20 protein-coding genes are annotated in these 24,776 nt (G+C 49.1%); 9 read left to right on the top strand and 11 right to left on the bottom strand.

Annotation, left to right across the window (positions count from 1 at the left end; genetic code table 11):
* Positions 1–92: 92 nt before the first annotated feature.
* The 3 genes from ACFW2W_RS26765 (at position 93) to ACFW2W_RS26755 (ending at position 3,342) form a co-directional block, all read left to right on the top strand.
* Complete coding sequence (locus tag ACFW2W_RS26765; RefSeq protein WP_378185028.1) at positions 93–2,543, top strand: heavy metal translocating P-type ATPase; 2,451 nt, start codon at positions 93–95, stop codon at positions 2,541–2,543.
* Positions 2,544–2,655: 112 nt separating this feature from the next.
* Positions 2,656–2,850 (top strand): hypothetical protein, encoded by a 195-nt coding sequence (locus ACFW2W_RS26760; protein ID WP_378185026.1) that lies wholly within the window; start codon positions 2,656–2,658, stop codon positions 2,848–2,850.
* Positions 2,851–2,919: 69 nt separating this feature from the next.
* Positions 2,920–3,342 carry an FHA domain-containing protein gene (locus ACFW2W_RS26755; protein WP_378185024.1) on the top strand — a complete coding sequence of 141 codons (423 nt, stop codon included), beginning with the start codon at positions 2,920–2,922 and terminating at the stop codon, positions 3,340–3,342.
* A gap of 61 nt (positions 3,343–3,403) precedes the next feature.
* On the opposite strand, the gene ACFW2W_RS26750 is transcribed toward ACFW2W_RS26755, so the two are convergent.
* Complete coding sequence (locus tag ACFW2W_RS26750; RefSeq protein ID WP_378185022.1) at positions 3,404–3,751, bottom strand: hypothetical protein; 348 nt, start codon at positions 3,749–3,751, stop codon at positions 3,404–3,406.
* Between the two features lie 99 nt (positions 3,752–3,850).
* Entirely contained in the window at positions 3,851–4,009 is a 159-nt protein-coding gene (locus ACFW2W_RS26745) for a hypothetical protein (protein ID WP_378185020.1), read from the bottom strand.
* Positions 4,010–4,057: 48 nt separating this feature from the next.
* On the opposite strand from ACFW2W_RS26745, the gene tmk reads away from it, so the two are divergent.
* Both tmk and ACFW2W_RS26735 read left to right on the top strand, forming a co-directional pair.
* Positions 4,058–4,720 (top strand): dTMP kinase, encoded by a 663-nt coding sequence (tmk, locus tag ACFW2W_RS26740; protein WP_378185018.1) that lies wholly within the window; start codon positions 4,058–4,060, stop codon positions 4,718–4,720.
* A 151-nt stretch (positions 4,721–4,871) separates the two neighbouring features.
* The gene (locus ACFW2W_RS26735) at positions 4,872–5,870 is read left to right on the top strand and encodes a DNA polymerase III subunit delta' (protein WP_378185016.1); all 999 of its coding nucleotides are present in this window, start codon (positions 4,872–4,874) and stop codon (positions 5,868–5,870) included.
* A 28-nt stretch (positions 5,871–5,898) separates the two neighbouring features.
* Here ACFW2W_RS26735 and ACFW2W_RS26730 read toward each other — a convergent pair whose 3' ends face one another.
* The 3 genes from ACFW2W_RS26730 to ACFW2W_RS26720 all read right to left on the bottom strand — a co-directional run bounded on the left by ACFW2W_RS26730 (position 5,899) and on the right by ACFW2W_RS26720 (position 7,629).
* A complete protein-coding gene (locus ACFW2W_RS26730) occupies positions 5,899–6,570 on the bottom strand; it encodes an alternative oxidase (protein ID WP_378185014.1) in 672 nt (223 codons plus the stop codon).
* Between the two features lie 189 nt (positions 6,571–6,759).
* Positions 6,760–6,975 (bottom strand): hypothetical protein, encoded by a 216-nt coding sequence (locus ACFW2W_RS26725; protein WP_378185012.1) that lies wholly within the window; start codon positions 6,973–6,975, stop codon positions 6,760–6,762.
* Between the two features lie 396 nt (positions 6,976–7,371).
* The gene (locus tag ACFW2W_RS26720) at positions 7,372–7,629 is read right to left on the bottom strand and encodes a DUF1816 domain-containing protein (RefSeq protein WP_378185010.1); all 258 of its coding nucleotides are present in this window, start codon (positions 7,627–7,629) and stop codon (positions 7,372–7,374) included.
* A 1,483-nt stretch (positions 7,630–9,112) separates the two neighbouring features.
* On the opposite strand from ACFW2W_RS26720, the gene ACFW2W_RS26715 reads away from it, so the two are divergent.
* Complete coding sequence (locus ACFW2W_RS26715) at positions 9,113–10,300, top strand: PAS domain S-box protein (RefSeq protein ID WP_378185008.1); 1,188 nt, start codon at positions 9,113–9,115, stop codon at positions 10,298–10,300.
* Between the two features lie 63 nt (positions 10,301–10,363).
* Here ACFW2W_RS26715 and ACFW2W_RS26710 read toward each other — a convergent pair whose 3' ends face one another.
* A complete protein-coding gene (locus ACFW2W_RS26710; RefSeq protein WP_378185006.1) occupies positions 10,364–11,536 on the bottom strand; it encodes a quinone-dependent dihydroorotate dehydrogenase in 1,173 nt (390 codons plus the stop codon).
* Between the two features lie 374 nt (positions 11,537–11,910).
* Between ACFW2W_RS26710 and ACFW2W_RS26705 the strand changes: the two genes are divergently transcribed.
* The gene (locus ACFW2W_RS26705) at positions 11,911–14,892 is read left to right on the top strand and encodes a GAF domain-containing protein (RefSeq protein WP_378185004.1); all 2,982 of its coding nucleotides are present in this window, start codon (positions 11,911–11,913) and stop codon (positions 14,890–14,892) included.
* A gap of 55 nt (positions 14,893–14,947) precedes the next feature.
* On the opposite strand, the gene secA is transcribed toward ACFW2W_RS26705, so the two are convergent.
* From secA to ACFW2W_RS26690, 3 genes are all read right to left on the bottom strand, one after another.
* Complete coding sequence (gene secA / locus ACFW2W_RS26700; protein WP_378185002.1) at positions 14,948–17,764, bottom strand: preprotein translocase subunit SecA; 2,817 nt, start codon at positions 17,762–17,764, stop codon at positions 14,948–14,950.
* A gap of 258 nt (positions 17,765–18,022) precedes the next feature.
* Entirely contained in the window at positions 18,023–18,646 is a 624-nt protein-coding gene (locus ACFW2W_RS26695; protein ID WP_378185000.1) for a diheme cytochrome C, read from the bottom strand.
* Positions 18,647–18,760: 114 nt separating this feature from the next.
* Entirely contained in the window at positions 18,761–19,669 is a 909-nt protein-coding gene (locus tag ACFW2W_RS26690; RefSeq protein ID WP_378184998.1) for an AAA family ATPase, read from the bottom strand.
* Positions 19,670–19,759: 90 nt separating this feature from the next.
* On the opposite strand from ACFW2W_RS26690, the gene ACFW2W_RS26685 reads away from it, so the two are divergent.
* On the top strand, positions 19,760–20,068 hold the full coding sequence (locus tag ACFW2W_RS26685; RefSeq protein WP_378184996.1) for a hypothetical protein: 309 nt from the start codon (positions 19,760–19,762) through the stop codon (positions 20,066–20,068).
* On the opposite strand, the gene ACFW2W_RS26680 is transcribed toward ACFW2W_RS26685, so the two are convergent.
* Positions 20,001–21,122 carry a bifunctional riboflavin kinase/FAD synthetase gene (locus tag ACFW2W_RS26680; RefSeq protein ID WP_378184994.1) on the bottom strand — a complete coding sequence of 374 codons (1,122 nt, stop codon included), beginning with the start codon at positions 21,120–21,122 and terminating at the stop codon, positions 20,001–20,003. The genes ACFW2W_RS26685 and ACFW2W_RS26680 overlap by 68 nt on opposite strands.
* Before the next feature lie 57 nt (positions 21,123–21,179).
* Positions 21,180–22,082 (bottom strand): MBL fold metallo-hydrolase, encoded by a 903-nt coding sequence (locus ACFW2W_RS26675; RefSeq protein WP_378184992.1) that lies wholly within the window; start codon positions 22,080–22,082, stop codon positions 21,180–21,182.
* A 2,049-nt stretch (positions 22,083–24,131) separates the two neighbouring features.
* On the opposite strand from ACFW2W_RS26675, the gene ACFW2W_RS26670 reads away from it, so the two are divergent.
* Positions 24,132–24,776 (top strand): hypothetical protein (locus ACFW2W_RS26670; protein ID WP_378184990.1); only part of this gene is annotated, 645 nt, incomplete at its 3' end.

Raw genomic sequence — 24,776 nt, 5'->3', positions numbered from 1 at the left:
TTGCGCGATCGCCCGGACTTTCGCCTACCCTCAAAATAGAGACGCCAGAACAGTCCGGCGTTGAGGTGTCGTGGAAAGTCCCAAGATTCTCTATGCAATCCCCAGAAACCGTAGTCGCTACCCCTGCATCGCCGGTAGAGACGATCGCCCTGGATGTCACAGGCATGAAATGTGCAGGCTGCGTGAAAGCGGTAGAAAAGCAGCTAACCCAGCATCCAGGCGTCATTTCCGCCCGCGTTAATCTGGTGACAGAAGTCGCTGTCGTAGAATGCGTTGCTGGTGCAATTGACCCAGTGGCGTTAGCCGAACAGGTGACAGAAGCCGGATTTCCGACGCAGCCTCGTCTCGCCACCACGGCAGGCGAAAAAACAAAAGAGGCTCTGACAGCAGAACGGCACGCCCTAGAAAATCGCCAGCAGTTGTGGCAATTATTCATTGCGGGCGTCCTGATTGTGCTATCTGGAATTGGTCATCTCAATCAACACTTCTTCTCTTTTCCCGCTGATTTTTCACCCCTGACCAACATTTGGTTTCACTGGGGATTAGCAACGACAGCGTTACTCTTTCCAGGACGCCAGATATTAGTAGATGGGTGGCGTGGCTTGCGGCGAAATGCTCCCAATATGAACACCCTGGTGGCGCTAGGAACGCTTACAGCCTACACGGCTAGCTGTGTGGCGTTGCTATTCCCTTATCTGGGTTGGGAATGTTTCTTTGATGAGCCGGTGATGCTGTTAGGCTTTATCCTGCTAGGGCGCACCTTAGAGCAACGGGCGAGAGGTCGTGCCGCCGCAGCGTTTCAGGCATTGTTGGCGCTCCAGCCGAAAGTCGCTCGTTTAATTGCCAATCCAACGGCGGCTGGCTCTACGCCCAGAGGAGGCAAGGGGAGCGACTTCGGGGGCATTGCAATCCCCATTGAGCAAGTCCGGGTGGGTGAATGGTTGCGGGTTTTGCCGGGAGAGCAGATCCCGGTCGATGCAGAAGTGGTGGCGGGTCAGACAACGGTGAATGAGTCAATGCTGACTGGGGAGCCGATGCCGGTCATGAAGCAACCGGGAGACTCGGTGACAGCTGGGACGCTGAATCAGTCGGGAGCGATCGCGATTAAGGCAACTCGCACCGGCAAGGACACGACTCTGGCGCAAATTGTCGCACTGGTCGAAGAAGCCCAAATCCGGAAAGCCCCCGTGCAGCTATTGGCGGATACGGTGGCGGGGTACTTCACCTACGGCGTCCTGGCAGCAGCAACATTAACGTTTCTATTCTGGTACTTTATCGGCTCTCAACTTTGGCCTGATGTCACGATGTTGAGTGGAGTGGGGATAGAAAGCCACTCAGCGATGCACTCAGTCATGCACTCAGCCATCAGCATGAGCGGGGAAACCCCACCCCTACAGCACTCAGCTTTGTTACTCAGTTTAAAGCTAGCAATTTCTGTCTCCGTCATCGCTTGCCCCTGCGCTTTAGGCTTAGCGACCCCCACGGCAATTTTGGTAGGAACGGGTCTGGGGGCAGAACGAGGGTTGTTGATCAAAGGCGGCGACGTGCTGGAACGGGTACACCACCTGGATATCGTGGTATTTGATAAGACGGGTACTCTCACCACGGGTCATCCTATCGTGACTGATTGCTTGCCGGTGGAGAATTTCATCCCGGAAATCCTCCTCCAACTGGCGGCGGCGGCAGAAAGTGGCACCACCCATCCCCTAGCGAAGGCAATCGGGGAAGAAGCGCACCGCCAAGAGTTAACGATTCCCACAGCCCAGGAGTTTTATACGGAACCGGGACTAGGGGTATCGGCTTTGGTCGAAGACGTGCGGGTTTTACTGGGGAATGCAGACTGGTTGACTCAGCAAGGCATTTCCCTAAGCGATTCAGAACAAAACCAGGCTCAACAACTGGCATCTGCGGGTAAAACGGTGGTTTATGTCGCCGCTGACGGTCAATTAGCGGGGTTGATTGGTGTCACCGATACCCTCCGACCGGATGCGAAAGCAACGGTGTCTCGCTTGCGACAAATGGGATTGCGGGTGATGCTGCTGACTGGAGATCGACTGGAAGCGGCTAGGGCGATCGCGTCCCAGTTGGAAATGAATCCAGATTCAGATGTCTTAGCAGATGTCCGTCCAGACGCCAAAGCAGCCGCGATTGCCCAGCTACAAGCTCAGGGTCAACACGTCGCAATGGTTGGCGATGGCATCAACGATGCCCCCGCTTTGGCACAAGCAGATGTCGGCATTTCCCTCCAAGGGGGAACCGATGTCGCTATTGAAACCGCTCAAATTGTGCTGATGCGCGATCGCCTTCTGGATGTTGTCAAGTCAATCCAGCTTTCCCGTGCGACTTTCAACAAGATCCGCCAAAATCTGTTTTGGGCGTTTGCCTACAACACCATCTCTTTGCCCGTCGCTGCGGGTGTGCTGCTACCCACTTTCGGGCTTGTTCTCAGCCCATCTGCCGCCGGAGCATTGATGGCTTTTAGTTCTGTCAGTGTCGTCACTAACTCGCTTTTGCTCCGTAAATCTCTATCTACTGACAACTGATTGAGTACAGGCGGGTTTATCAGTAGGATTGGTTACTTACAAATATCTTAATTAAACCCGCTTTTCCACAACTGCCAACTCACAATTGACCGCTAACCCGGTGTGCCACAATATGATTAGAGGAGTTTTAACCCTCCAAACACATCAAGCCTGTTCCAAGCTGACGACGCTGGCTTTAGGGAAGGCGAGGGTGTTACGCTGGAGTCCTGCCAACCTCCGCCAAAGCGCCTCTTGTTTTCCTCAAGATAATGCTCGGTCGAGTGTTGATATTCAGGGTGCAGGCACAGGCGCTGATCCCGCCGGTTGAGAATGGTGCCACTTTTAGTCTAAGTAACTGTTTTTCACAAACCAACCGCCCTCTCTAAATAATTTTTCAATGGCTGTAAAACTGCATCTGAACCATATATTGATTATTGAAGATGATCAGGGACGTAAGGAGTTTCCCTTAGAAAAGCCCGAATATTGCATTGGCAGAGACCAGAAGTGTGATATCCGGTTGTACTCGCAATTTGTATCGCGTCGGCACGCAACTTTAGTGCAAAAATTGCGTGGGGATGGCTCTTACTATTACCGGATTGTCGATGGCGACAAAGGCAAGCCAAGCGCCAATGGTCTGTTGATCAATGGTCGAAAACTCCAAGCTCACGATCTCGAAGATGAAGATGAGATTGTGTTTGGACCGCAAGTGCGGGCACGCTATTTCCACCTGAAGCGAGAATCCATTCCCACGGGACCTCCAGATGAGTGGGACATTACCCTGATTAGTCCTAATATGGTTGGCGACGGGGAAGAACCTTAATTTTCTGCATGAATTTTCTGCATGAATTTTCTGCCTGCGAGCTTCCCAGGGGGCAGCTTGTCTATCCGGCAACGCTTTCAACCAGTTGCCAATGGCGATTTTGGGCGATCGCTTCATGCACCTGATAGAACATCTGGTGGCAGTGGTTATCCACTTGCAGGGGCAATTCTTCATTTTTCACTACAAAATTCATCCGCGCTTCTCGCTCGGTAGCGGTCGATTTATCGATTAGCACTTCCACCGTCACCAACTTGGCAAAGGAGACGTGACCCGGTATCTCGCGAGCCATCAAGTAGTCTCCAGTGTTGTAAATAATATCGAAATTGCAGGACTCCAAAACTTCTATGAGCACCTGCTGGAGACGCTCAAGGGGAACTGCAACGATAAATGAACAAGTATAGCGAGCCATAAAAAATCCCCGACGTCAGATCCCTCGACCCTCTTATCATACCGAACCTTCGTTTCGGGTCAGACAAGGAATGCTTGCTTCTAAGACTAGAGCCATTACTTAGCCTTTATTAGCTTCTAGCATACCAGTAGATCCTCCGGAAGAACTAAGTGAGGAAGCGATCGCGCAGCACGGGTAGGGGTTGACCGATACTTGGGAAGGATGAAGGATGCAGGAGTTGGTTGTGGATTCATCCAAGGTGCTGGCGAGCAACTTCATCCCGATTTTGAGTAAGAAAAAAGAGGCTGTGATGATAAGGATTGGGGAATGCAGGGCAAGCTGATTGTGTTTGAGGGGGTGGAAGGAAGCGGCAAAACAACTCAGATGCAGCGATCGCGAGACTGGCTTCTGGAAAGGATGAAGGAGGAATCTCCGACTTTCCCGCAGGTGGCGATCACCAGAGAGCCAGGGGGTACAGAATTGGGTAAAGCTTTGCGCCGCTTGTTGCTAGAAGGGCATCTTGCTCACCCCATTCAAGACCGGACAGAACTGTTGTTGTATGCGGCAGACCGATCGCAGCACGTTGAGGAGGTGCTAAAACCAACGCTGGCGGCGGGAGGAATTATTTTGTGCGATCGCTACACCGATTCCACCATCGCCTATCAAGGCTATGGTCGGGGTCTTAGCCTATCTTTAATCGAGAAGATATGCCAAATGGCGACCGACGGACTGGAAAGCGACCTCACTCTATGGCTAGATGTTGACGTTGAAATGGGTCTAGCACGCGCTAAAGCCAGGGGAGCTGCCGATCGAATGGAACAAGCAGATTTGGCGTTCCACCAACGAGTACAGCAGGGGTTTAGAGCGTTAGCAGCAGCCCATCCCCAGCGGATTGTGCGGGTGGATGCCAGTGGTACTGAGGTAGAAGTACAAGAGCAAATTCAGGCTATTTTGACTCAACGGTTCCGGGAATGGTCTCTTAAAAATTAAAAATTAAAAATTAAAAATCTAGAATTTCTAGGTGGTGGGTATTAGATTGTCAAGACAATTTTGAGGGTTTGTTCCAGAGGCGATATATCGTGTCTCTAGGGTAAATGGTACTGCTGCAAATTTTTTGAATTTTGCCTTTCTTAGTGGTTCAATGAATTTTTTTGCGGAACTTGTAGGACAAAACCGAGCGGTTGAGTTACTAACTCAGGCAGTGGCTCAAAATCGGATTGCTCCTGCCTATCTATTTGCGGGTCCCGAAGGCATCGGACGCAGCATGGCGGCTCGGTGCTTTGTGGAACTTTTGTTTTGCGCTAACGTACCTGCAACTGAGCCAGACGCCCCCGAATCTCCGATCAAGGGGGGAAGCAAGGGGAGTATTGCGTCTATAAAAAACCGCTTGCGTCAGGGCAATCATCCTGATTTATTGTGGGTGCAACCGACCTATCTGCATCAGGGTCAACGATTATCTGCTGCCGAAGCCGCCGAAGCCGGTATCAAGCGCAAGGCTCCGCCGCAAATACGGCTGGAGCAAATTCGGGAAATTACTCAATTTCTAGGACGTTCGGCGCTGGAGGCACCGCGATCGCTAGTTGTGCTGGAACAAGCAGAAACGATGGCAGAAGCGGCTGCAAATGCCTTGCTGAAAACCCTGGAAGAACCGGGACGGGCAACGCTGGTTTTAATCGCACCAGCAGAGTCGTCGTTGTTGCCGACGCTGGTATCGCGTTGTCAGCGCATTCCTTTCTACGGTTTAGACTCGGCGGCAATGGAGCAGGTGTTGCGGAAGACGGGTCACGAAGAGATTTTGGAGCATCCGACGGTGTTAGCGATCGCTCAAGGCAGTCCGGGAAATGCGATCGCTTCCTGGCAGCAACTCCAAACGATTCCCCAAGACTTACTTCAAGACGTTATCCATCTGCCCAAATCGCTTCGTGACGCCCTTGAACTTGCCAAACGGATTGATAAAACTCTAGATACAGAAGCCCAACTGTGGTTAGTTGATTATCTACAGCACAGTTACTGGCAGCAATTCTTGAACGGTGTAATTCATAAATCGCCCCTCCAGCAACTAGAAAAAGCCCGCCAATCTCTCCTTAGTTATGCTCAACCGCGACTCGTCTGGGAAGTGACGCTATTGAAAATGATTTAAGCCACCATTTTGCAGGACACGCATTGCCTTAACTCTCGTCAGACGAGGGATTAAATTCAGGAGAATGGGGGCTTTTGATATTTTCTTTGGCGTTTGGTTGCTGGCAGGCAATCATGGTTGTGATGTGTTCCCTTTCGTCATTGCGGATGGCAACGAACACATCGTAAAGATTCTCAATTTTTGGGCGGCGTTCCCTCGGTGTATGAGAGATTTGAAATTCATCAAACATATAAAGATCGCCCTTGTGGTAGTAATCAATAGCCACCTGTGGCGCTGGCTGAGTTTTGAGTTCAGCCTCATGCTCTGTTAGAAATTTCTCATAGGTGTGGTAAGCACCTTCTTCCACTAACTGATTAAAGTAGTAAGCCGATTTGGGGGCAATCATGTATACAAAGACTAGAATCCAGTAGTAACCCAGGACGCCAATCCGAGCAATCATGCGATCGCTCCAACATTTACCCCCACCCAATGCTTCGATTATCCGGAGATGATGTAACTCATTCCAGGACTCAGCAAAGTGAACCTTGATCCAATCAGTATAAGGCCACGCGCCGAGGCTTTCATATAGATGAAGAACCGATATATAAGCAAAACCGGGAACGCGAGCGATCGTTTCTAGCACATAAAATCTTGCATACCAACGATCTTGGTAAAAAGTTTTCAAAATAAATTCTAGGAAATTAACGAGTAGACGAATCATTCTCCTACTCTGCTTTTAAGACGACTAATGGTTTGAAATTCATAGATAATTATAAATAAATGTAAAAGTATTGGCAACTTGATAAACCCCCTTGATTCAACGCAACGGGTTAGTGGATATTATATTTTTATACTCAGCTAATGCCCACCTACTGATATTGCCGGACATCTGCTGTGTGGAAAACACTTATTAACCAGATTGTTCCACTAATTTTTTCAGACGCAGGTATGCCTGTTCTGGGGTCAGCGGTTCAGATTCGTTTTCGTTAGGAATATAGAATTGTCTGCTATCTGGAAAGTAGCGGACGACAAAACTAGGGATAAGACCTAAATCTAGAGCTTTTTTCCCAAATTGTTCTGCTGTTTCCGAAAGGGTCAATTCATCATGGAACTGATGTTGATTCATAATCTTTTTGTCTCCTCACTAGGTGTTTATAAATATAAACTTATAGGGACGTTAAGCTACAAAAAATTAGGCAATAGCGCCACCAAGTCTACTTTACAAACACCCCCTTAAGAGGGAAGCTGGGAGTTTACTAACCGGAAGGTTCGACAAGGAATGGGTTAACAAAGACGCGATCGCCATCCGAGCTAGCGTTTCCGGAGAATAATCGTTCCCCTTACCGTGTAGTACCGTGTAGAAACTCCCAGAGGGAGATTGCCATTCATTTGTTGTCCTTATTCACCAAGTTAACTGCTACTCTTTCCCTCAACTTCTACCGGAGGAGTGGGCATTGCGTTAAAACTCTTGGTGATCTTGTATACCAACAACTGAATGGTAGCTCTCAGAGAGTTTTCTTTCTTAGTTGACTTCTTCCTCGCACATCGTCAACACGTTTGGCTTGCAGCGTTTGATCGCGACTTCGATCCCGCAAGCTTTTTCACTTTGGATATCTTCAATATAGCCAGGGCACGCCGCCGCTGCTTCAGTCGAGTTGTGAAACGGGCCAAAATAATAGATACAGCGAGGCTCAGTAGTGGCGATTTCCACCCACCAAGACATCCCAAGACCTTGTGCAAATCCTGTCAAGACCTCTTTGATCGTTTTGAGCAGTGCCATAGGAAGTGATGATTAAGAGAATTAGGTACTAGACAAACTAGAGAGAGGCATTGAAATTCTCGTTTGAACTGAATAACAGTTCTGCCCAGCTCGATAGGATAACCTGGCAGTAGGGTCAGAGTTGTACGATTCTGCCTTCCTACAACTGCGTTACCGCACTCGGATGCGATCGCCAAATTTAGGTTTTATATTTTTTAGAGAAAATTAAAGAATATAAAACGCAAAACTTGGTGTCTTGAATTCTAGTTTAACGAATTTAACTTGGCAGAAGTGTATGCAATACAACCTTAAAGTTCCAGATATTTTGAATAATCAATAAACCCTGACATTAGCAGCGTGACCATTGAGCATCACTAGCTTTCTGTTTTTGGGATATTTGCTCCAATGCCTAGCTCTTTTTTACTTTTCTTTAACCACAGATACTTAATATCTTGGTATGCCAGCTCGGAAGAAATCGTCTCTCCGCTTTGTCAGGCAGATATATAAGAAATATTATGTGTAAATTCTTGCAAGTTTGCATTAAAAGCTAGCTCCTCTGGAGTGAAAATATCCCAATAACGACTCTGGGGATTGAGGAAGCTCAATTTATTCATATTCGGCGGCATATTAGAACTTTCTAAGGAATTAATTTTATGGTTGATAAAGAGGTAAGCTAATTAAAGATTACTTGCCATTTCCGACAGGGTTTGGGAACTGTTTAGCTAAAATTGTATCGCAGCTAAATTAGCAGAATTGTTCCTGTTCAACTTGATTTTTTCCCTTACACTAGAGGAATCAGGGAACATTAAATTCATTGGCAGTTCTGAATACAAAAAGCCCCTATCAGTTGCCTTCTAGGAGCTTGGTGTTGTCTGTCAGTATATCCCGTTGCAGCTTCTTTGCGGCAGGATAACGATTATCTAAGACATAAATCTGATATTTTTTTATCGCATCTATCTGAAGAAATAGATTCATGTAAATTTAATATGTATTCGGATTCAGAATTACAAAGAGTTTTGATTCGGTTCTTTAAAAACTTGTCTCTTCACACCCCGCGCTACTTTTTTAATACTGTCCTTTTGAGGCGAACTCTTGATGGCGATCGCGCAGCGAAGCGGTGCTTAGCATGGATCAACTCTGTGAAGCGATCGCGCAGCGTATCCAAAGGAGAGCGATAGAATCGCTTCACTAGGCTGGCGCTGAGTTCCGCACCACAGGGTGTTGTACATCAGGGATTTTCTGATTGCTAGATACCTAGTTACAAAACCCTAATCAATTCAATTATTATCTCAAAAAATAATTTATACTGTACATTAGTTAAATAAAATTTAATTTTTACTTCTATTTTCATATTTAATTTATCCATTAACTAGATAAATAGGGGGAGCGAGGATTGCCTCTTTCGGAAGGTAGCAATCAGAGAAAGGAATGGTAAAAAGAAAAAAGCGTTGAACTTGATATAGGGTAAAAAGTTCTCAATCATGCCCTTTGTGAAGGTGAAACTATGAAAAATGACATAAATGTGAACTTATTTGCCCAACAAATACAGCAGATTAACTGGCGATTAGCTGAGCTGTACAAAGGGGCAACGATCGCCACACCTAAACCTCAGCCAGAGCTGCTGCCAGTCGCCTTCAAGGAGTTGGGCATCGCCTCAGAAACACTACAAGTGGCGCTAGAGGAACTACGTCAGCAGAATGAGGAACTTGCCGCCGCACGAGAGCAGTTGGAAGCCGAACGCCACCGCTACCAAGAGCTGTTCGAGTTGGCACCGCAAGGCTACCTGGTGACGGATGCAGAAGGGACAATCCGAGAAGCCAACCGCGCTGCTACTAAACTGCTCAATGTGTCGCCAGAGTTCCTAGTGGGCAAACCGCTGGTCATCTTTATTCCTCAAGAAGAACGTCGAATCTTTCGTAACGAACTGACTCGACTGCATGAGCAGCAACGAGTATATGAGTGGACAGTACGCCTACAGCCGAGTAAAAGTGAGATTTTTGACGCGGCGATAACAGTCGCCACCACCCACAATGGGGAAGGCAAAGCAGTCACATTGCGCTGGCTGATCCGCGATATTACCGAGCGCAAGCGGGTAGAGAAGGCGCTAGAAAAGAATAACTACGACCTCAAGCAAGATCGCCCTGTGCAGGCTTACTCCAAAGGAGAGATAATTCCCCTCGACCCGCAAAACCTGTGGTTAGTGTGTCGGGGTTTGGTGAAGCTGAGTACGATGAGTGACAATTGTGAAGAGGTGCTGGTGGGGTTAGTAGGCCCCTCCATGCCTTTTGGCTCTTGTTTAACTGCCCTGTCAACCTATCAAGCGATCGCTGTCTCGGAGGTGCAGATAGTTAACATTTCCCTCTCAGAGATAGCAGCCTCTCCTCATCTTGCCCAGACTCTTTTACCTAAAATTAATTTGCGGCTGCGGCAGACAGAATCGCTTTTAGCAATTTCTGGTCAGCGACGATTGCAAGACCGCTTGCAGAATCTATTGTTGCTGCTGAAACAGGAAGTGGGTGAACCAGTGGCGCAGGGAACTCGTTTGAGCGTTCGTCTCACCCATCAAGACCTTGCCAATGCCTGCTGCGTTACCAGAGTGACGATTACCCGTTTGTTAGGGAAGTTACAGCAAGAAGGGAAGATTTCCTTTGACTCCAAATACCACATTATCCTCAAAGAGGGAAGCTTTTAGAGTGAACTGTTAGTGGTGAGTTGTCAGTTGTTTGTTGATTAAGTGACAGCCGATAGCTTGAAATCAAGTCTCAAGATTGTCTATGCCAACGGCGTCAGAGAGGGAAGCTAAGCTTTGTTCTTGCAATTTTTGCAACAGACCCTCCAGAATGCGGCGCACCATCCAGGGGCCTTCATAAATCCAGCCAGTGTAAACCTGGATCAGGCTGGCACCCGCAGCGATTTTCTCCCAAGCATCTTGGGCGGTGAAGATGCCGCCGACGCCGATAATGGGCAGTTGACCTTGAGTTTGCGTGAAGATAAAGCGAATGACTTCGGTAGAACGTTCTCTTAAGGGGGCACCGCTGATGCCACCGGCTTCTTCACTGACTGAGTTGCCAGTTGGCGAAAGTATCTGGGTTTTTAGATGATCGCGCCGGATGGTAGTGTTAGTGGCGATGATCCCAGCCAGCTGGTAGTTTTTAGCCAGTTCAATCACAGAAGCGATCGCTTCCCACTCCAAATCTGGTGCAATCTTTACCAGTAGAGGTTTTTGTCCTTGATTTTCCTGTTGCAAGGCATCTAGAATCAGGCTCAGCTGATCCGAGGACTGGAGACTTCGCAATCCCGGTGTATTTGGTGAGCTAACGTTAACGACAAAGTAATCTCCCAAATCCTTCAAAAGGCGAAAACTACCCAGATAGTCAGCAGCCGCCGCCTCTAGTGGCGTTATCTTAGATTTACCTAGATTAATTCCTAGAGGAATGTTTAAGGTTGAAGGTTGAAGGTGGGAATTTTCAACTTTCAACTTTCCCACTTTCCCACTTTCCAACCTTTGCGCCATTGCCTGCGCCCCTTGGTTATTAAATCCCATCCGGTTGAGGGCAGCTTTGTCCATCGGCAAGCGAAACAAGCGAGGACGGGGGTTTCCAGGTTGCGCCTGTAACGTTACGGTGCCGAGTTCCGCAAAGCCGAAGCCGAGACTGGGCCAAATGCCAGCGGCGACGCCATCCTTATCAAATCCAGCGGCTAGACCAACTGGATTGGGGAATTTTAGCTTCCACAGGGTTTGTTCTAAGCGAACATCTCTCTTGACGTAAGATTGCTGTAATTGTGCAACAATCCAGCTTTTGGGAGGATGAGAAGGCGAGCGGGCAAGAGCGCTGAACAGATGGAGAGTCTGTTGATGCAGCCATTCTGGATCGGCTTTCAATCCAGAAAATAACGCCGGACGAATTGCGAGTTGATAGATATCCATAATTTAATCATTCGTCGTTAATCATTAGTCATTGACAAAAAAGAAAACAAAAACAATTGACATCTGACAACCGACTATCCTCAATTAAGGGCATTCTAGATATTACAAGCTTTGCCAGAGGCATCCACGAACAAAGTTCACACCGAAAACATGAAAGTCTCTTTCCCTGACTCCCGACTTCCGACTTTCAAGACACTCACCCATGAGCGAAGTCTCACAACTAACAAGATGAAAATCTATTTTCCTTTTGGGACTCTCTGGTTTTTTGACACAATCCGCGAGTAGAGCGCCGCTACGCTAACAGTCCTATTTTCAGGTGAGACACCTGACAAGCGATCGCGCGATCGCAATGGGTCGGGTCGCGGTTAAATAACATGGATCAACACCAAAGTCCAGCAGACTACGAAAACCAACTTGTTGCCTTGGGGCGCGTCCTTCAGACCATGCGGGAAGAGGAGAATGTTGACGTTCTCATCGAAACCACCCTGAATTATCTCTCCTCCGAGTTTGACTATCGCCTGATTTGGATTGGCCTCTACGATCGCTTAGATCACCGTTTATTTGGCAAAGGCGGCGTCACTCCCACCGGCGACACCAAATTTCTTAAAAGTAAGTTTACCCTAAGTCCCGGCGACCTTCTGGAGCAAGTGGTCATCCAACAGCGATCCGTAGGCGTCCCGAATCTCAGCGAAGAAGTGCGGGCTGGAGAATGGCGTCGGGCAGCTCAACAATTTGGAGTTCAAGGTGCGTTTTTTTATCCTTTGCGCTGCAAAGACCGTTGTTTCGGGGTCGTGCTGCTGGGATCGTCCTTGTGGGGTGCCACTCCTCGACCGGGAGAAAAAGCCCAGATGTCAATGCTGTTTGGGGGATTAGCCGCCGCCCTGTACCAGATTGAACTCGACTGGCAGCACTCCTCGACCAAGCGCCCCGACCAGCCACTATTTCAGGTGCTAGACCAGATGGCACGGATGCCAGCGATGGATCAACGCCTAGAGGCTGTGGTAGCCATGACGCAGCAATTTATTGGGCCAACTCGCACCAGCGTCTACTGGTATTCCCCAGAGCGACGCTACTTTTGGCACCGAGTCGGCAACCGCCAGACATCTAGGGGACTCGCTTCCTCAGCCGTCAGTGCTGCTGCTGGTCTCACTGTCCAAGAAGTCAGCGAATTTTATCTAGCTCTGAATGAAAATCGGCTAATTGCCATTGGCGCTGGTAGAAGCCCCCTGAAAGCCGAAGTGACCGGGCGCTTGCTCTCCAGGTTGCGGGCACGCTCCCTTTTGGCGGCACCGATTCGGGTAAAGCAGGAACTGGTGGGTTTTCTGGCGGTGGAAGGCAATGAAGCTCGCATCTGGGAAGAAGCAGAAAAAAACTACATTCGTGCGGCTGCCCAGTTGATCTCCCTAGGGGCAGGAAGTGAGGAAATAGAAGCAACGCTCCAGCGCACCCAACAGGATGCCCAACTGGTGGCAGAGTGTGCCCGTGTCCTCGCCGACAACACGGACGCTGAGAAAGCGTTGGATGAGTGTGCCCAGCTGCTGCTGAAGCGACTGGGGGCAGAGCGTTTTTTGGTACTACAACAACCCAGAAGTGGTCATGGGTCATGGTTGATCGGGAATGGGGAAGAAGACCCATCCCCCATTCCCCCAGGTTCAACTCAAAACTCAAAACTGAAAACTCAAAATTATTCGGTTGTTTACCAGCGCCAGCCACTGAATAGAAGACCCTTAACAACTGCCCTCAGCGCTGTTACAGGTGCTGACTGGCAGCTAATCGAGCCAAGTCCGGAAGCCCTGGCGATTGAAGATTGGGAACAAGACCCGCGACTGGGTAGCTGGCGGGAAAGCTTGGTGGGGTTAGGCGTGCGATCGCTTTTAGTCTGCCGGATGTCCAGTCGCGACAGCTCCTCTGAGCTAGACCCAGACTCGGAAGAGAAGTTACCTCTTGTTGTCATTGGTCATAGCACTCCCCGAACCTGGAACCAAACCGAGCGCCAATTACTAGGCATTGTCAGCCAACAATTAGGTTTGGCGGTCCGCACCTTGGAGATGAGAACCTCCACCCAACTCTCCGAGTCAGCCCAATCCTTCTTCCAGGCAGGCTTAAATATTCTCTTATCGGCACCGCTAGACCCAGCCGGGTTCGATCGTGCTTGGGTGCAATTCCTATCTGAGATGCTGGAATCTCCCCTGGCGCTCCTGCTCACTTGGGGAGGCACCCGGAAAGATTCTAGTCTTGAAAACGCGAAGGTGGCAGCGGCGGTGATGGCAAACTCGCGCTTTGCCCTTCCCCCAGACCTCTCGGTTCCACTCAACGATGCCTTGATTCAGGAAGCCCTAACGACCGAGGGGCTTTTAGAAAAGCGGGGCTTAGCAATCCCAGGTAGATCCCGGCAATGGCTGAGTAGTCCCGGTATCGGCTGCTTGCTGGTCATGGCTCTCCCCAAGGATGAAGGAGGAAGGATGAAGGAGGAAAATTCTCCTCTTCATGCTTCCGGTGGTCTGGTTCTGCTTGCAGATAGCCCACAGCGTCAGTGGCCAGACCACTTACTTCCCGTTGTGGAAACCTTGATGGGACAGTTCGCCCGGATTCGCCAGTACGCCTTGGAAAACGCTACTTTGTACGGACAGGTAAGAAACCTAGAACAGCTGAACTGGTATAAACATCGTTGCATGGCAAGCTTGCATCAGGCTGCCGCCGATCGCCTTAGCCGCCTGAATCAACTTACAGAGGGGGGGTTATCAGACATCCCGGCAGGAGAACAAACCAATCGTGCAGACAGTACTGTACCTTCTAGAGGGCATCCTCCAGATAAGTCTTTAGCGCGTATGCACTCTTTGCAACTCATCCGCGAGCTAGGGAATATCCTTGGGGAGTTCGCACCGCTCGTGGATGAGGAACAGTGGCAGCTGAAGCGCCGATTGACAAAGGTGCCGTTAGTGAATGTGCTGAAGCGATCGCTCTGGTTCGTTCAACCCATATACCATCAGCGCCAAATTCAGGTATCCATAGGAGGGGTGAGTAATAACCTTCACGTTTATAGCGACCCGCTCAAGCTGGAATGCGTTCTCTGCGAACTGTTAGCGATCGCGGCTCGTCAGGCAACCGCTGGCAGCCGAATTCATCTCAAGGCTGAAGTTAAAATTCCCCAGGAGGAAAGCACTTCCCTAGTGGAATTGTTAATGACCGATTCGGAAAGTTTTGATTTTACAACACCCGTAGCTGCGGGTTTCAATCTCGAACCTACCCTGAAGATTTGCCAACGCTTCGTGCGCTCTTTTGGAGGCGATCTCCAGTTTTACCAGATGGAAGGACACCGCTACTTAACCCGGTTGTTAGTACCAATGGTCAATTAAAAATTAAAAATTAAAAATTGAATGCCCAATTTTTAATTTTTAATTTTTAATTCTTTCACACCGCTTGCGGCTGAACCTGCGGCTGGAACTGGAACAACGAATAAACCACATTACGGCGAATATCCGTCATCATGTCCAGAAACATCTCATACCCTTCCTGCTTGTACTCAATCAGCGGGTCTTTTTGACCGTAGCCGCGCAAACCTACCGACTCGCGCAAGGCGTCCATTGCTTGTAGGTGTTCTCGCCAGAGGGTATCAATTTGCTGCAAAATAAAAAACCGCTCGGCTTGGCGCATCAAACCAGGCTGAATTTGATCGACGGTCGATTCTTTGAGGTCGTAGGCTTTTCGCACTTCTTCTTGCAAGAAAGTTTTGATTTCTCCGACGCTCATGTCTTCGAGATGGGACGGCTCCAAATCTGCCAACAGATTGACAAATTCCTTCACCTTGGCGACAAGGCTGTTTAAGTCCCATTCTTCCGAAGGTAATTCTGGGTTGACGTAAGCCTCCACAATGTCATCCATTGTCCGCTCGGCATACTGAATCACCTGTTCTTTCAAATCCAGTCCTTCCAAGACGCGGCGGCGTTCGGCATAGATAGCGCGACGCTGGTTGTTCATCACCTCGTCGTACTCAAATACCTGCTTCCGGATGTCATAGTAGTAGGTTTCGACTTTTTTCTGCGCCCCTTCCAGACTCCGCGTTAGCATCCCGGATTCAATGGGCATATCCTCTTCTACCCGCAATCGATCCATCAATCCCGCCACGCGATCGCCGCCAAAAATCCGCAACAGGTTGTCTTCCAAACTCAAGAAAAACTTCGTCGAGCCTGGGTCTCCCTGTCGTCCGGCGCGACCCCGCAACTGGTTGTCAATCCGGCGCGACTCGTGGCGTTCTGTGCCGATAACGTGCAAACCCCCTAGCCGTACCACCTCTTCGTGTTCGGCGCTAGTAAACTGTTCGTACTCTTTGTGAATTAAGTTATAAACCTCCCGCAGCCTTTGGATTACCGCGTCATCCGTCGGTGCTTTTTCTGAGGCAACGGCTAGCTTATCCTCTGCCTCCAACTCTGGCAGACTCCGCTCTCCATATCGCTGTACGGCAAAATCCACCGCACTTTTCAGCTTTTGTTCCGTATCCTTTGATAACTGGGTCGGGAAAATTTGCGGGCTAACCTTCCAGCTTTTCACCTTCTTACCAGGAGTAAACCCCTGCGCTGGCGTACGTCCTGGCGCTCCCGCCACCTGGCTTAAGGCAAAACTATCTTCTTCTTCCGGCTGCACAATCTTGGGCATCAAGTATTCCCGCAGCTTCAGCCGTGCCATATAGTCCGCATTACCGCCCAAAATGATGTCGGTTCCGCGACCCGCCATATTCGTCGCAATCGTCACTTTCCCTTGGCGACCGGCTTGGGCGACAATTTCCGACTCCCGCTCCACATTTTCCGGTTTGGCATTCAGCAGGTTGTGCGGTACTTCTCGTTCGCTCAACAGAGTCGACAGCAGTTCCGATTTTTCCACACTGGTTGTTCCCACCAGGACGGGTCGTCCAACTTTGTGCATTTCGGCGCACTCTTGGGCGATCGCTCGCCACTTCCCTGCCTCTACCTTGTAGACCACATCGGGCATATCTCCCCGTCCGCTCGCTCTATTGGTAGGAATTTGCGTAACTTCCAGTTTGTAGATTTTTTCAAACTCGGCTTCTTCTGTCTTTGCCGTTCCGGTCATCCCGGCTAGCTTTTCATACAGCAAGAAGAAATTTTGATAGGTAATTGTCGCTAGCGTTTGCGTCTCATTCTGAATTTCTACTCGCTCTTTCGCCTCAATTGCTTGGTGGAGTCCGTCACTCCAGCGACGACCGGGCAGTACCCGCCCCGTAAATTCGTCCACAATCACGACTTCCCCGCCCCGGACGATATAGTTCACATCTACTTTAAACAGCTCTTTTGCCTTAATCGCATTAAAGATATAGTGCGCCCACGGATCGTTAGGGTCGTACAAATCCTCGACTTCCAGCAACTGTTCTGCTCTGGCAAACCCTTCATCCGTCATCAGAACGTTACGAGCTTTTTCATCTACCTCGTAATGCCCTTGCTTATTCCCGTCGCTCTCAACTTCCTTTTCCAGCGCCGAAGCGATCGCTGCCGCCTTCATGTACTTCTCGGTTGGGCGTTCGACTTGCCCGGAAATAATCAGCGGCGTCCGCGCCTCATCAATCAACACCGAGTCTACTTCGTCGATGATGCAATAGTTCGGTGGACGCTGTACCACATCCGCCATTGAGGTTGCCATGTTGTCGCGCAGGTAATCAAAACCTAGTTCGCTGTTCGTGGCGTAAGTAACATCGCAAGCGTAATTTTTCTGGCGTTCGTTTGGCCCCATTCCTGATTGAATCAGCCCCACGCTCAAGCCCAAGAACCGATGCACCTGACCCATCCACTCGGCGTCGCGCCTCGCCAGGTAGTCGTTGACCGTGACTACGTGGACTCCCTTGCCAGTCAGGGCGTTGAGGTAAGCCGGTAGCGTTGATACCAGGGTTTTTCCCTCCCCTGTTTTCATTTCGGCGATTTGACCTTTGTGCAGAACAATACCACCTAGCATCTGCACGTCAAAGTGGCGCATTCCCAAAACTCTTCGCCCTGCTTCCCGCACGACTGCAAAAGCTTCTGGGAGCAACTCATCCAACAGTTCTTGGCGTTCCCGATCTGTCTTGGCTTTCTCCAGTCGCTGTTTAAATTCTGCCGTCTTGCCCGTCAGTTGTTCGTCGGACAGCGCTTGGATTTCTTCTTCCAAGATGTTGATATCTACAACATAAGGTTGGTATTTTTTGAGCTTGCGTGCGTTGGGATCGCCCAGTATTTTTTTAAACATAGCAGCAAAAGGAGACTTTAGAAGGATGAAGGATGTTAGCGATTCGCTGTCGCGTATGGCGAAGCCTATAGCGGCGCTTTCTTCGCAGGATGAAGGATGAAGGATGAACTTAAGAGTCAGAAGTCAGAAGTCAGCAGAGAAGTCCTACTTAATTCATCTTTCTGCCTTGCGGTTTTATGCCTCCAACGACCTTCGGCATTTATCAATCATCGTATCATTTCCACTTAGGCTGAGATGGTACGGGCATCCCGTCTAACTTTAGGGTGAATTTTCCCATTCAGCAGTCAGACCCCGGAAGTTGTATTGATTAGCGCCAGGGTGACAGGTGACGCAACTGGATAGTTTTACGGGTTGGGGCAGTTCGACGCGAGGATGAAGTGCTTTTAAATAGCGAGATTCTGTAACCCGATAGGGCACTGCTTCTTTTTCTAGTTGGGGGCGAGAGTAAGTCCGCACGTAATCCCAAATCAGTAAAAGCGAGGGAGTGATGATGCGCGGTAGCTGCTTCCCGTAATGTTGCTGTGTCTCTTGCAGCAGATTTTTCCAGGTTTCCATCGGCAGAACGGCTGGGGGGACGGCAATGTGACAGGTGGAACAGTTATTCAGGTAAAGTTGTTGTGCCAATTCGAGGCGACTGATAACTGGATCGACGGTGCCAATTGTTTCTGTGGCTGCACTGTTGGCAGTGGCTGTTGACATTTGGGCGATGGGTACTTTGCTCTGAACCTCCATTGCCATTGCCATTCCCCATCCCAGGATGATACTCCAGACTAAGAGCAGCAAAAATAAAGTAAATAGCGATCGCTTGCGTATGCCCTTAGGCGCAGCTTCTCGCCCTGGGAAAGCGCGGGAGCGGGTTTTTGACCGGACAAGCTTTGGCATAACGGGTGCTTGGGTAATGGGTAATGGGTCGTGGGTTGTGGGTTGTGGGTTAATTCACCGACTACCTGCTACCTACTACCTACTACCAAAAGACAACTGACAAAGGACAAAAGTCTATGGAATCGGAATCGAGCGCAGCAGACGCTCCACAATCGTCTTAGCACGGCGACCGCCCGATGGAATCAGACGATGGGAAAGGACGTGAGGTGCCAGGAACTTCACATCATCGGGAATAGCATAATCCCGCCCTTCCAAAAAAGCCAGTGCTTGGGTACTTCGCTGCAAGGCAACTGTACCGCGAGGACTGGCACCCAGCGTAATTTCTTCATCTTTCCTAGTCGCCCGCACCAAGTCGAGAATGTACTGTTGCAAAGACGCCTCAACCTTCACGCTGCCACACAGACGCCGTAACTCCAGCACGTCTTCCAGAGAAATACAGGGCTGTAAGTCTTCTACCGTAACGCCTTCAGCGAGCCGTTGCAGCATTTGGAGTTCTTCTTGCTCGCTGGGATAGCCCAAAGTTAAGGAAACTGTGAAGCGATCCATTTGGGCTTCTGGCAACGGAAACGTGCCCTGATACTCAATTGGGTTCTGAGTAGCGATCGCAAAAAACGGATTGGGTACGGTGCGAGAAACCCCATCGACGGTGACTTGTCGCTCTTCCATCACTTCTAATAAAGCAGATTGGGTGCGGGGGGTGGCGCGGTTAATTTCGTCTGCCAGCAGCACATTCGCAAACACGGGCCCTGCTAGAAATTCAAACTCGCGTCCGGCGGGATTCCAGATATTCGTGCCGGTGATATCGGTGGGCAAAAGATCCGGGGTACATTGAATGCGTTGAAATTTTCCGTCAATCGAGCGTGCCAGCGATTTAGCCAGCAGGGTTTTACCAACGCCAGGGACATCTTCCAACAGGGCGTGACCACCGGAAAGCAGCGCTACCAGCACTAAGCGAATGGCATCTGCTTTACCGACAATCGTGCGACCCAGATTTTGCTTGAGCTGCTCAATACGTTGTCTCATATTCTTTAGTTTTTAGTCATTCGTCAGTGGTGAATTCGTCCATTGTCCGTTGTCCGTTGTCCCTTGTCTGCGAACAGTTGACAATAACTGATGACGATTGACTATGGACGAATGAGATCGCTTAACCATTCACCCTTAAAAAGGCTCTTGCTGCCTCGCAGTCTGCCTGTATTTGCGTCTCACCTCACTTTTCACTCCTCACTTTTCACTCCTCACTCCTCACTCCTCACTCCTCACTCCTCACTTCTCACTTCTCACTCCTCAGCCCTCAGTCCTCAGTCCTCAGTCCTCAGTCCTCACTTTTCCCTCCTCAGTCCTCAGTCCTCAGCCCTCAGCCCTCAGCCCTCAGCCCTAAAAAGGCTCTTGCTGCCTCGCAGTCTGCCTGTATTTGTGTCTTAAGCGCGTCTAGGGAAGCAAATTTTTGTTCGGAGCGCAAAAACTGTTCCAAGCTCACGGTTAGGGTCTTTCCATATAAATCTCCGACCCAACCTAACAGGTGAACTTCTACGGTGGGGGTGGTACCGTCCACCGTTGGGCGATAGCCAATATTCATCACGCCGATGCCCTCCATCGGCAAGGAACCACAATCCGCCGCTACTTTGGCTTCTCCAGTCCCTGTTTCCGTTTGCTCGGTGGCTTCCGAATCATCCTCGGTTTCGCTATAAACTCTGACACAATAAACGCCCTGCCGGGGTAAAAACTTTTCTGAAGGGAGTTGCAGGTTGGCGGTAGGAAATCCGATGGTTCTGCCCAGTTGTTGTCCTTTCACGACTAATCCGGTGAGAGTGTAAGGACGCCCTAATAGCCTATTTGCCTGCTGTAAGTCTCCTTCTTGGAGCGCCTGACGGATGACTGAACTGCTAATCCGTTCGCCTTCACAGGTTTGCAACGGCACTAAGGTGACATGGATGCCATAAGAGTGAGCGATCGCTTTTAAGTCTGCTGCCGTTCCTGCTCTTTGGCACCCAAAGCGAAAATCCTCTCCAACACTGACACTTTGCGCTCGGAGTTGTCGCACTAAAATCTTTTCCACAAACTGCTGCGGACTCAAAGCAGCCAGTTCCCTGTCGAACGGCAACAACACTAGCTGTTCCACACCCAATGCCTCTAGTTGTCGCACTTTTTCGGGTCGGGGTGTCAGCAGTCCTCGGCGTTGACCTGTAAAAAACTCTTGCGGATGCGGATTAAACGTCACCACTGTAGCGATGGGATGTTCATCTGAACTGAGAATTTTCGTCTCAGGCGACCGTTCGCTATCCTCACTCTGGCTTTGCCAACGGTATTTTAACCGCCGCTCAAGGGACGATGGAGGAAGCGTCGGTACAGCAGGAGCGTCAGAGACCTTCAAAATCGGTTTGACGACCTGTTGATGCCCACGATGCACACCGTCAAAGTTTCCCAAGGCAACAGCGGTTGGTTTTAGAGCAGTGTCAGGAGAAGAAGTTACCCACACGCTTTACATTTTTACATAATTTAGTCGTTAGTTATTAGCCATTAGCCAATGACCAATTTAGGCAGAAACCCCCGCTTCTTGTACAGCGATCGCATTTGGCAGATGATTCTGTGGCACTAGCTGAATTGACAAGCCTTCCCGCGCCATCATCGCTTCAGGAAACTCCTGCGCCACTTGTTCGCCAACCCTATCGAGAAAATCATCATTGTGCAACGGATCGTGGTGGAAAATCACCAGTTTTTTCACCTTCGCGGCACGAGCCACTTTCACCGCTTCCTGCCAGGTCGAATGTCCCCAACCTACTTTTGAAGACTTGGGTGAGTCGTATTCCTCATCCGTGTAAGTAGCATCATAAATCAGGACATCTGCATTCCGAGCCAGCCACAAAACTTTTTCATCTATGCGAGCCGGGGAATGTTCTGTATCGGTCACGTAGGCAGCCGCACACCCCCGCCAGTTAACGCGGTATCCCACAGCTTCACCGGGATGGTTCAACAGGGCATTTTCGACTGTAATTTCTCCAATTTGAACCTTTTGCCCGATTGGCAAATCGTAGAATTTCAAATCGGCTCCCATGATTTGTAAAGGCACGGGAAAATTTGGGTGAAGCATTTGGTCGCGCAGGCGCTGCTCAATCGTCGAACCATTCGGAGCAACCGTTCCATGAATATGAAACCGATTCCCCTTAATAAAAGCAGGAACAAAAAAAGGAAACCCTTGAATGTGATCCCAGTGGGAGTGGGTGAAGAACATATAAGCTTCCACCGGCATTTGAGATAGCAGGGATTGCCCTAAGACTCGCAGGCCAGTGCCGCCATCGAAAATCAGGCGTTCACCACCCACTCTCATCTCAACACAAGGCGTATTGCCTCCATACCGGACTGTCTCCGGCCCCGGACAGGCGATACTTCCTCTTACTCCCCAAAAGTGAATTGTGAATAGGTTTTGCATGCTAGACATGGGTGTTGCCTGTAGGATTCCGATCGCGGTTCATCAGAAAGGTTTTACTGATTGTTCATATAGTTTTGTACCAGAAGCCTGCGCGAGATTGTGACCGTGCCTGCTTGAGGAAAGTCCAGCCAATCCCAAAAAGCCTTGGTTGCCAAACCAGGCTCAACAATTCAGCTGCTGACGTACTAGAGAGTGATTCGGCAGAAGACCCTATTCTTCTATTTGAGTATGACTCAAAACTGCTCACTGGCATGATTGCAGATGCCGCTTTGGCAAGCGTTTCTTAAGGAAACTTTTTAGGTTACGCTACTGCCTCTGGTAGGACACGCATCCAAACTAGGAGGACGCTAGCTTTTGGATTAATTTAAAAAGCTTAGCAGTTTAGTTGTAAAAACGTCTGGCACTTGTGCAACAGTAATCTGTGATCTAGCTCACCTTCAAAATATAAACAAGTTGCTAGAGGACAGAACTTGCCTTGTGTAGACAGATGAAGTTGCACACCTGGAGAGCAAAATTTCCCAAGAGGAGCGGCCTTGCCTCTACCTCTCTATATGGATCTTACCAAGTCTGAGCCTGGATTGCCTGCCGCTTAGTTGAGCGAAACTTTTTTAGTTAGAGTTGACTTAGAAACACAATGCTCTCCTGAACTCTTTGCCCACGTATAGATTGAGGGTGTCTCTTGGGAATGCTGCCTATCAATTCAGAGCCAAGTATCAGAGCCAAGTATCAGAGCCATCAAAAAAGCGCTTTTTGCGACGGGCACTATGGCACTCAGGCGCTTTCATCAGTAAACTCCTTCACTTCTGTCGTCACTGATTGCGTAGCGTGCGCTGAGAAGGTCTGCTTCTTCAACAGCCTTCGTTAGCTCGGTATCCGCAGCAGCTATAGGCAAGGACAGATATCTGCCTTCTACCAGGTCTTGTAAGCCGTAAATCGTTCACTCATCGCTTGCCAAGCACCGAGGGCACCCGGCTCACTACTGAGATTGCCTTTAACAAGTAGGACTTACGCAAAGCTTATACATATAGGGTTCTTGTCGGTTCAATCCCCCTGTGGTTGCCCCCATATGTGGTGATGTTGCGTAAGTCCTGACAAGATTGCTCAAGTTGATAGCCTCACATCTTGCACCTATGGCATTAACCCGCCAGATGTGGGGTTCAAACCCCACAGCTTATAGCTAAGGTCCACGTTTCGTGGACTGGGGAAGAATCAAGTACATTTCAATGGGCTTGATTCTGTTAGCCCAGAACTTGAATTCCGAGCGGGATTGGCGGCTTGTTGAGAATGGTGCCAGATATCAGTTTCAACGTTGTTTATTTTATCTAAACCTAATCTCTGTATAGGAGCAATGCCGCTTCAGCGATTCGCACACTCACCCTTGAGTAGGCTGTTTACCCTCGGTAAATACTCAAAGCAAGCAGGATTTATTTAGTTTGTCGCTAAATAAATCCGTATTGATATCAGTGCCAAAAACTATTTACTTATAAAATCGGTGTTTGATTAACTCCCCGAAAATATTCAACCCAGTGTTTCTATTCGGTAAACACTTAAAATTGTTTTCTTTACATTTGCATCATTAAAATAAGTGCGTGGTTCTGCTGAAGACATTACAGATGTAAATGTGAAATACTTAATAGGAAATCTCGGTTATTGGCAATAATCGCAAAAGTCAAAATTCTGTTATTAACAGTCAGAACTAAGGACGGGCATGGGTTTCTAAACGCAGTATATCTGTTCTGCTCACAGCAGATTTTGTAAGTAAGTGTCTAGTTAGATGTCGCAAGATTTGCAAAAAATTAATCTAAAGCTTCTTTTAAATAAAGATATGAAGAAGTTTTAAATAATCGATAGACAAGCCCGAAAATAATCTCTAAAGTAAGGTTACGACAGATAAATTATGATTAGCTTCTAAAAAAGCCAGGGGGAATCTACAAGTTCAAGGCATTTCATTGATGGTTAAACATCCTGTGATATACAACCTTGCACTGTAGTGCAAAGATCGCAGATTACATAGCGCAACTTCGTTTCACTCTTAAATTGGTAAAGGTTTTAATTACGATGAAAAGGACAATTCCGACTTTACTTGGTTATTCCTTCGTGGCTGCTGGTGTTGCGATCGCATCTTCTGCATTTTCCCCAGCCAATGCTGCCTCTATGACTTTTAGCGCCTCTCCCTTCACAGGTTCTGTGGCTAAGGTCAACTATACTTTGGATGACACCATAGCAGGAGCAGGCAAAGTTCAGTTCAAAGTGGATGTTGACACAAGCGTATCGCTTGCCGACCTACGCGGAGTCTTCTTTAACATTCTGGATAACTCGCTCCTAAGCGGTCTAAGCGTAGTTGGTCAGAACCAAGCAGGTAAAGACCCATTAATAACGACGACTGCCTATAACACCAGCGGGAACCTTAGCAGCGTTGGTCAAGCTAATTTGAATGGCGATGGAGGCAATCACTCATTTGAATTTGGTATAGAAATTGGTGAGCAAGGTTTGAAGGGCGGTAAGGACGACTTTCAAACGGCCATTTTTACCCTGTCCCATGCCACAACAGCTTTAACCCTCGCTCAGTTTTACGGTCAGGACTTCGGAGTGCGCGTGATGAGCGTAGGCACTGGAAACAATCGTGAGGGAAGTAGCAAACTAATCGCAACCGCAGCACCAGCACCGGCTCCAGCCCCCGCACCAGCCCCCGCACCAGCCCCC

The organism is Coleofasciculus sp. H7-2, from assembly GCF_042747725.1.
GTDB lineage: Bacteria > Cyanobacteriota > Cyanobacteriia > Cyanobacteriales > FACHB-T130 > FACHB-T130.
Note: the sequence above shows the minus strand (reverse complement) of the source record. Positions and strands in the feature narration are given on the sequence as shown.

What these genes read in the sequence shown, in the direction of transcription:
- ACFW2W_RS26705 (WP_378185004.1), top strand. Translation starts at nt 11,911, where the DNA reads ATGGATCAACACCAAAGTCCAGCAGACTACGAAAACCAACTTGTTGCC.
- ACFW2W_RS26710 (WP_378185006.1), bottom strand. Translation starts at nt 11,536, where the DNA reads ATGGATATCTATCAACTCGCAATTCGTCCGGCGTTATTTTCTGGATTG.
- ACFW2W_RS26735 (WP_378185016.1), top strand. Translation starts at nt 4,872, where the DNA reads ATGAATTTTTTTGCGGAACTTGTAGGACAAAACCGAGCGGTTGAGTTA.
- ACFW2W_RS26730 (WP_378185014.1), bottom strand. Translation starts at nt 6,570, where the DNA reads ATGATTCGTCTACTCGTTAATTTCCTAGAATTTATTTTGAAAACTTTT.
- ACFW2W_RS26750 (WP_378185022.1), bottom strand. Translation starts at nt 3,751, where the DNA reads ATGGCTCGCTATACTTGTTCATTTATCGTTGCAGTTCCCCTTGAGCGT.
- secA (WP_378185002.1), bottom strand. Translation starts at nt 17,764, where the DNA reads ATGTTTAAAAAAATACTGGGCGATCCCAACGCACGCAAGCTCAAAAAA.
- ACFW2W_RS26690 (WP_378184998.1), bottom strand. Translation starts at nt 19,669, where the DNA reads ATGAGACAACGTATTGAGCAGCTCAAGCAAAATCTGGGTCGCACGATT.
- ACFW2W_RS26725 (WP_378185012.1), bottom strand. Translation starts at nt 6,975, where the DNA reads ATGAATCAACATCAGTTCCATGATGAATTGACCCTTTCGGAAACAGCA.
- ACFW2W_RS26675 (WP_378184992.1), bottom strand. Translation starts at nt 22,082, where the DNA reads ATGTCTAGCATGCAAAACCTATTCACAATTCACTTTTGGGGAGTAAGA.
- ACFW2W_RS26685 (WP_378184996.1), top strand. Translation starts at nt 19,760, where the DNA reads ATGACGATTGACTATGGACGAATGAGATCGCTTAACCATTCACCCTTA.
- ACFW2W_RS26715 (WP_378185008.1), top strand. Translation starts at nt 9,113, where the DNA reads ATGAAAAATGACATAAATGTGAACTTATTTGCCCAACAAATACAGCAG.
- ACFW2W_RS26695 (WP_378185000.1), bottom strand. Translation starts at nt 18,646, where the DNA reads ATGCCAAAGCTTGTCCGGTCAAAAACCCGCTCCCGCGCTTTCCCAGGG.
- ACFW2W_RS26720 (WP_378185010.1), bottom strand. Translation starts at nt 7,629, where the DNA reads ATGGCACTGCTCAAAACGATCAAAGAGGTCTTGACAGGATTTGCACAA.
- tmk (WP_378185018.1), top strand. Translation starts at nt 4,058, where the DNA reads ATGCAGGGCAAGCTGATTGTGTTTGAGGGGGTGGAAGGAAGCGGCAAA.
- ACFW2W_RS26760 (WP_378185026.1), top strand. Translation starts at nt 2,656, where the DNA reads ATGATTAGAGGAGTTTTAACCCTCCAAACACATCAAGCCTGTTCCAAG.
- ACFW2W_RS26765 (WP_378185028.1), top strand. Translation starts at nt 93, where the DNA reads ATGCAATCCCCAGAAACCGTAGTCGCTACCCCTGCATCGCCGGTAGAG.
- ACFW2W_RS26745 (WP_378185020.1), bottom strand. Translation starts at nt 4,009, where the DNA reads ATGAAGTTGCTCGCCAGCACCTTGGATGAATCCACAACCAACTCCTGC.
- ACFW2W_RS26755 (WP_378185024.1), top strand. Translation starts at nt 2,920, where the DNA reads ATGGCTGTAAAACTGCATCTGAACCATATATTGATTATTGAAGATGAT.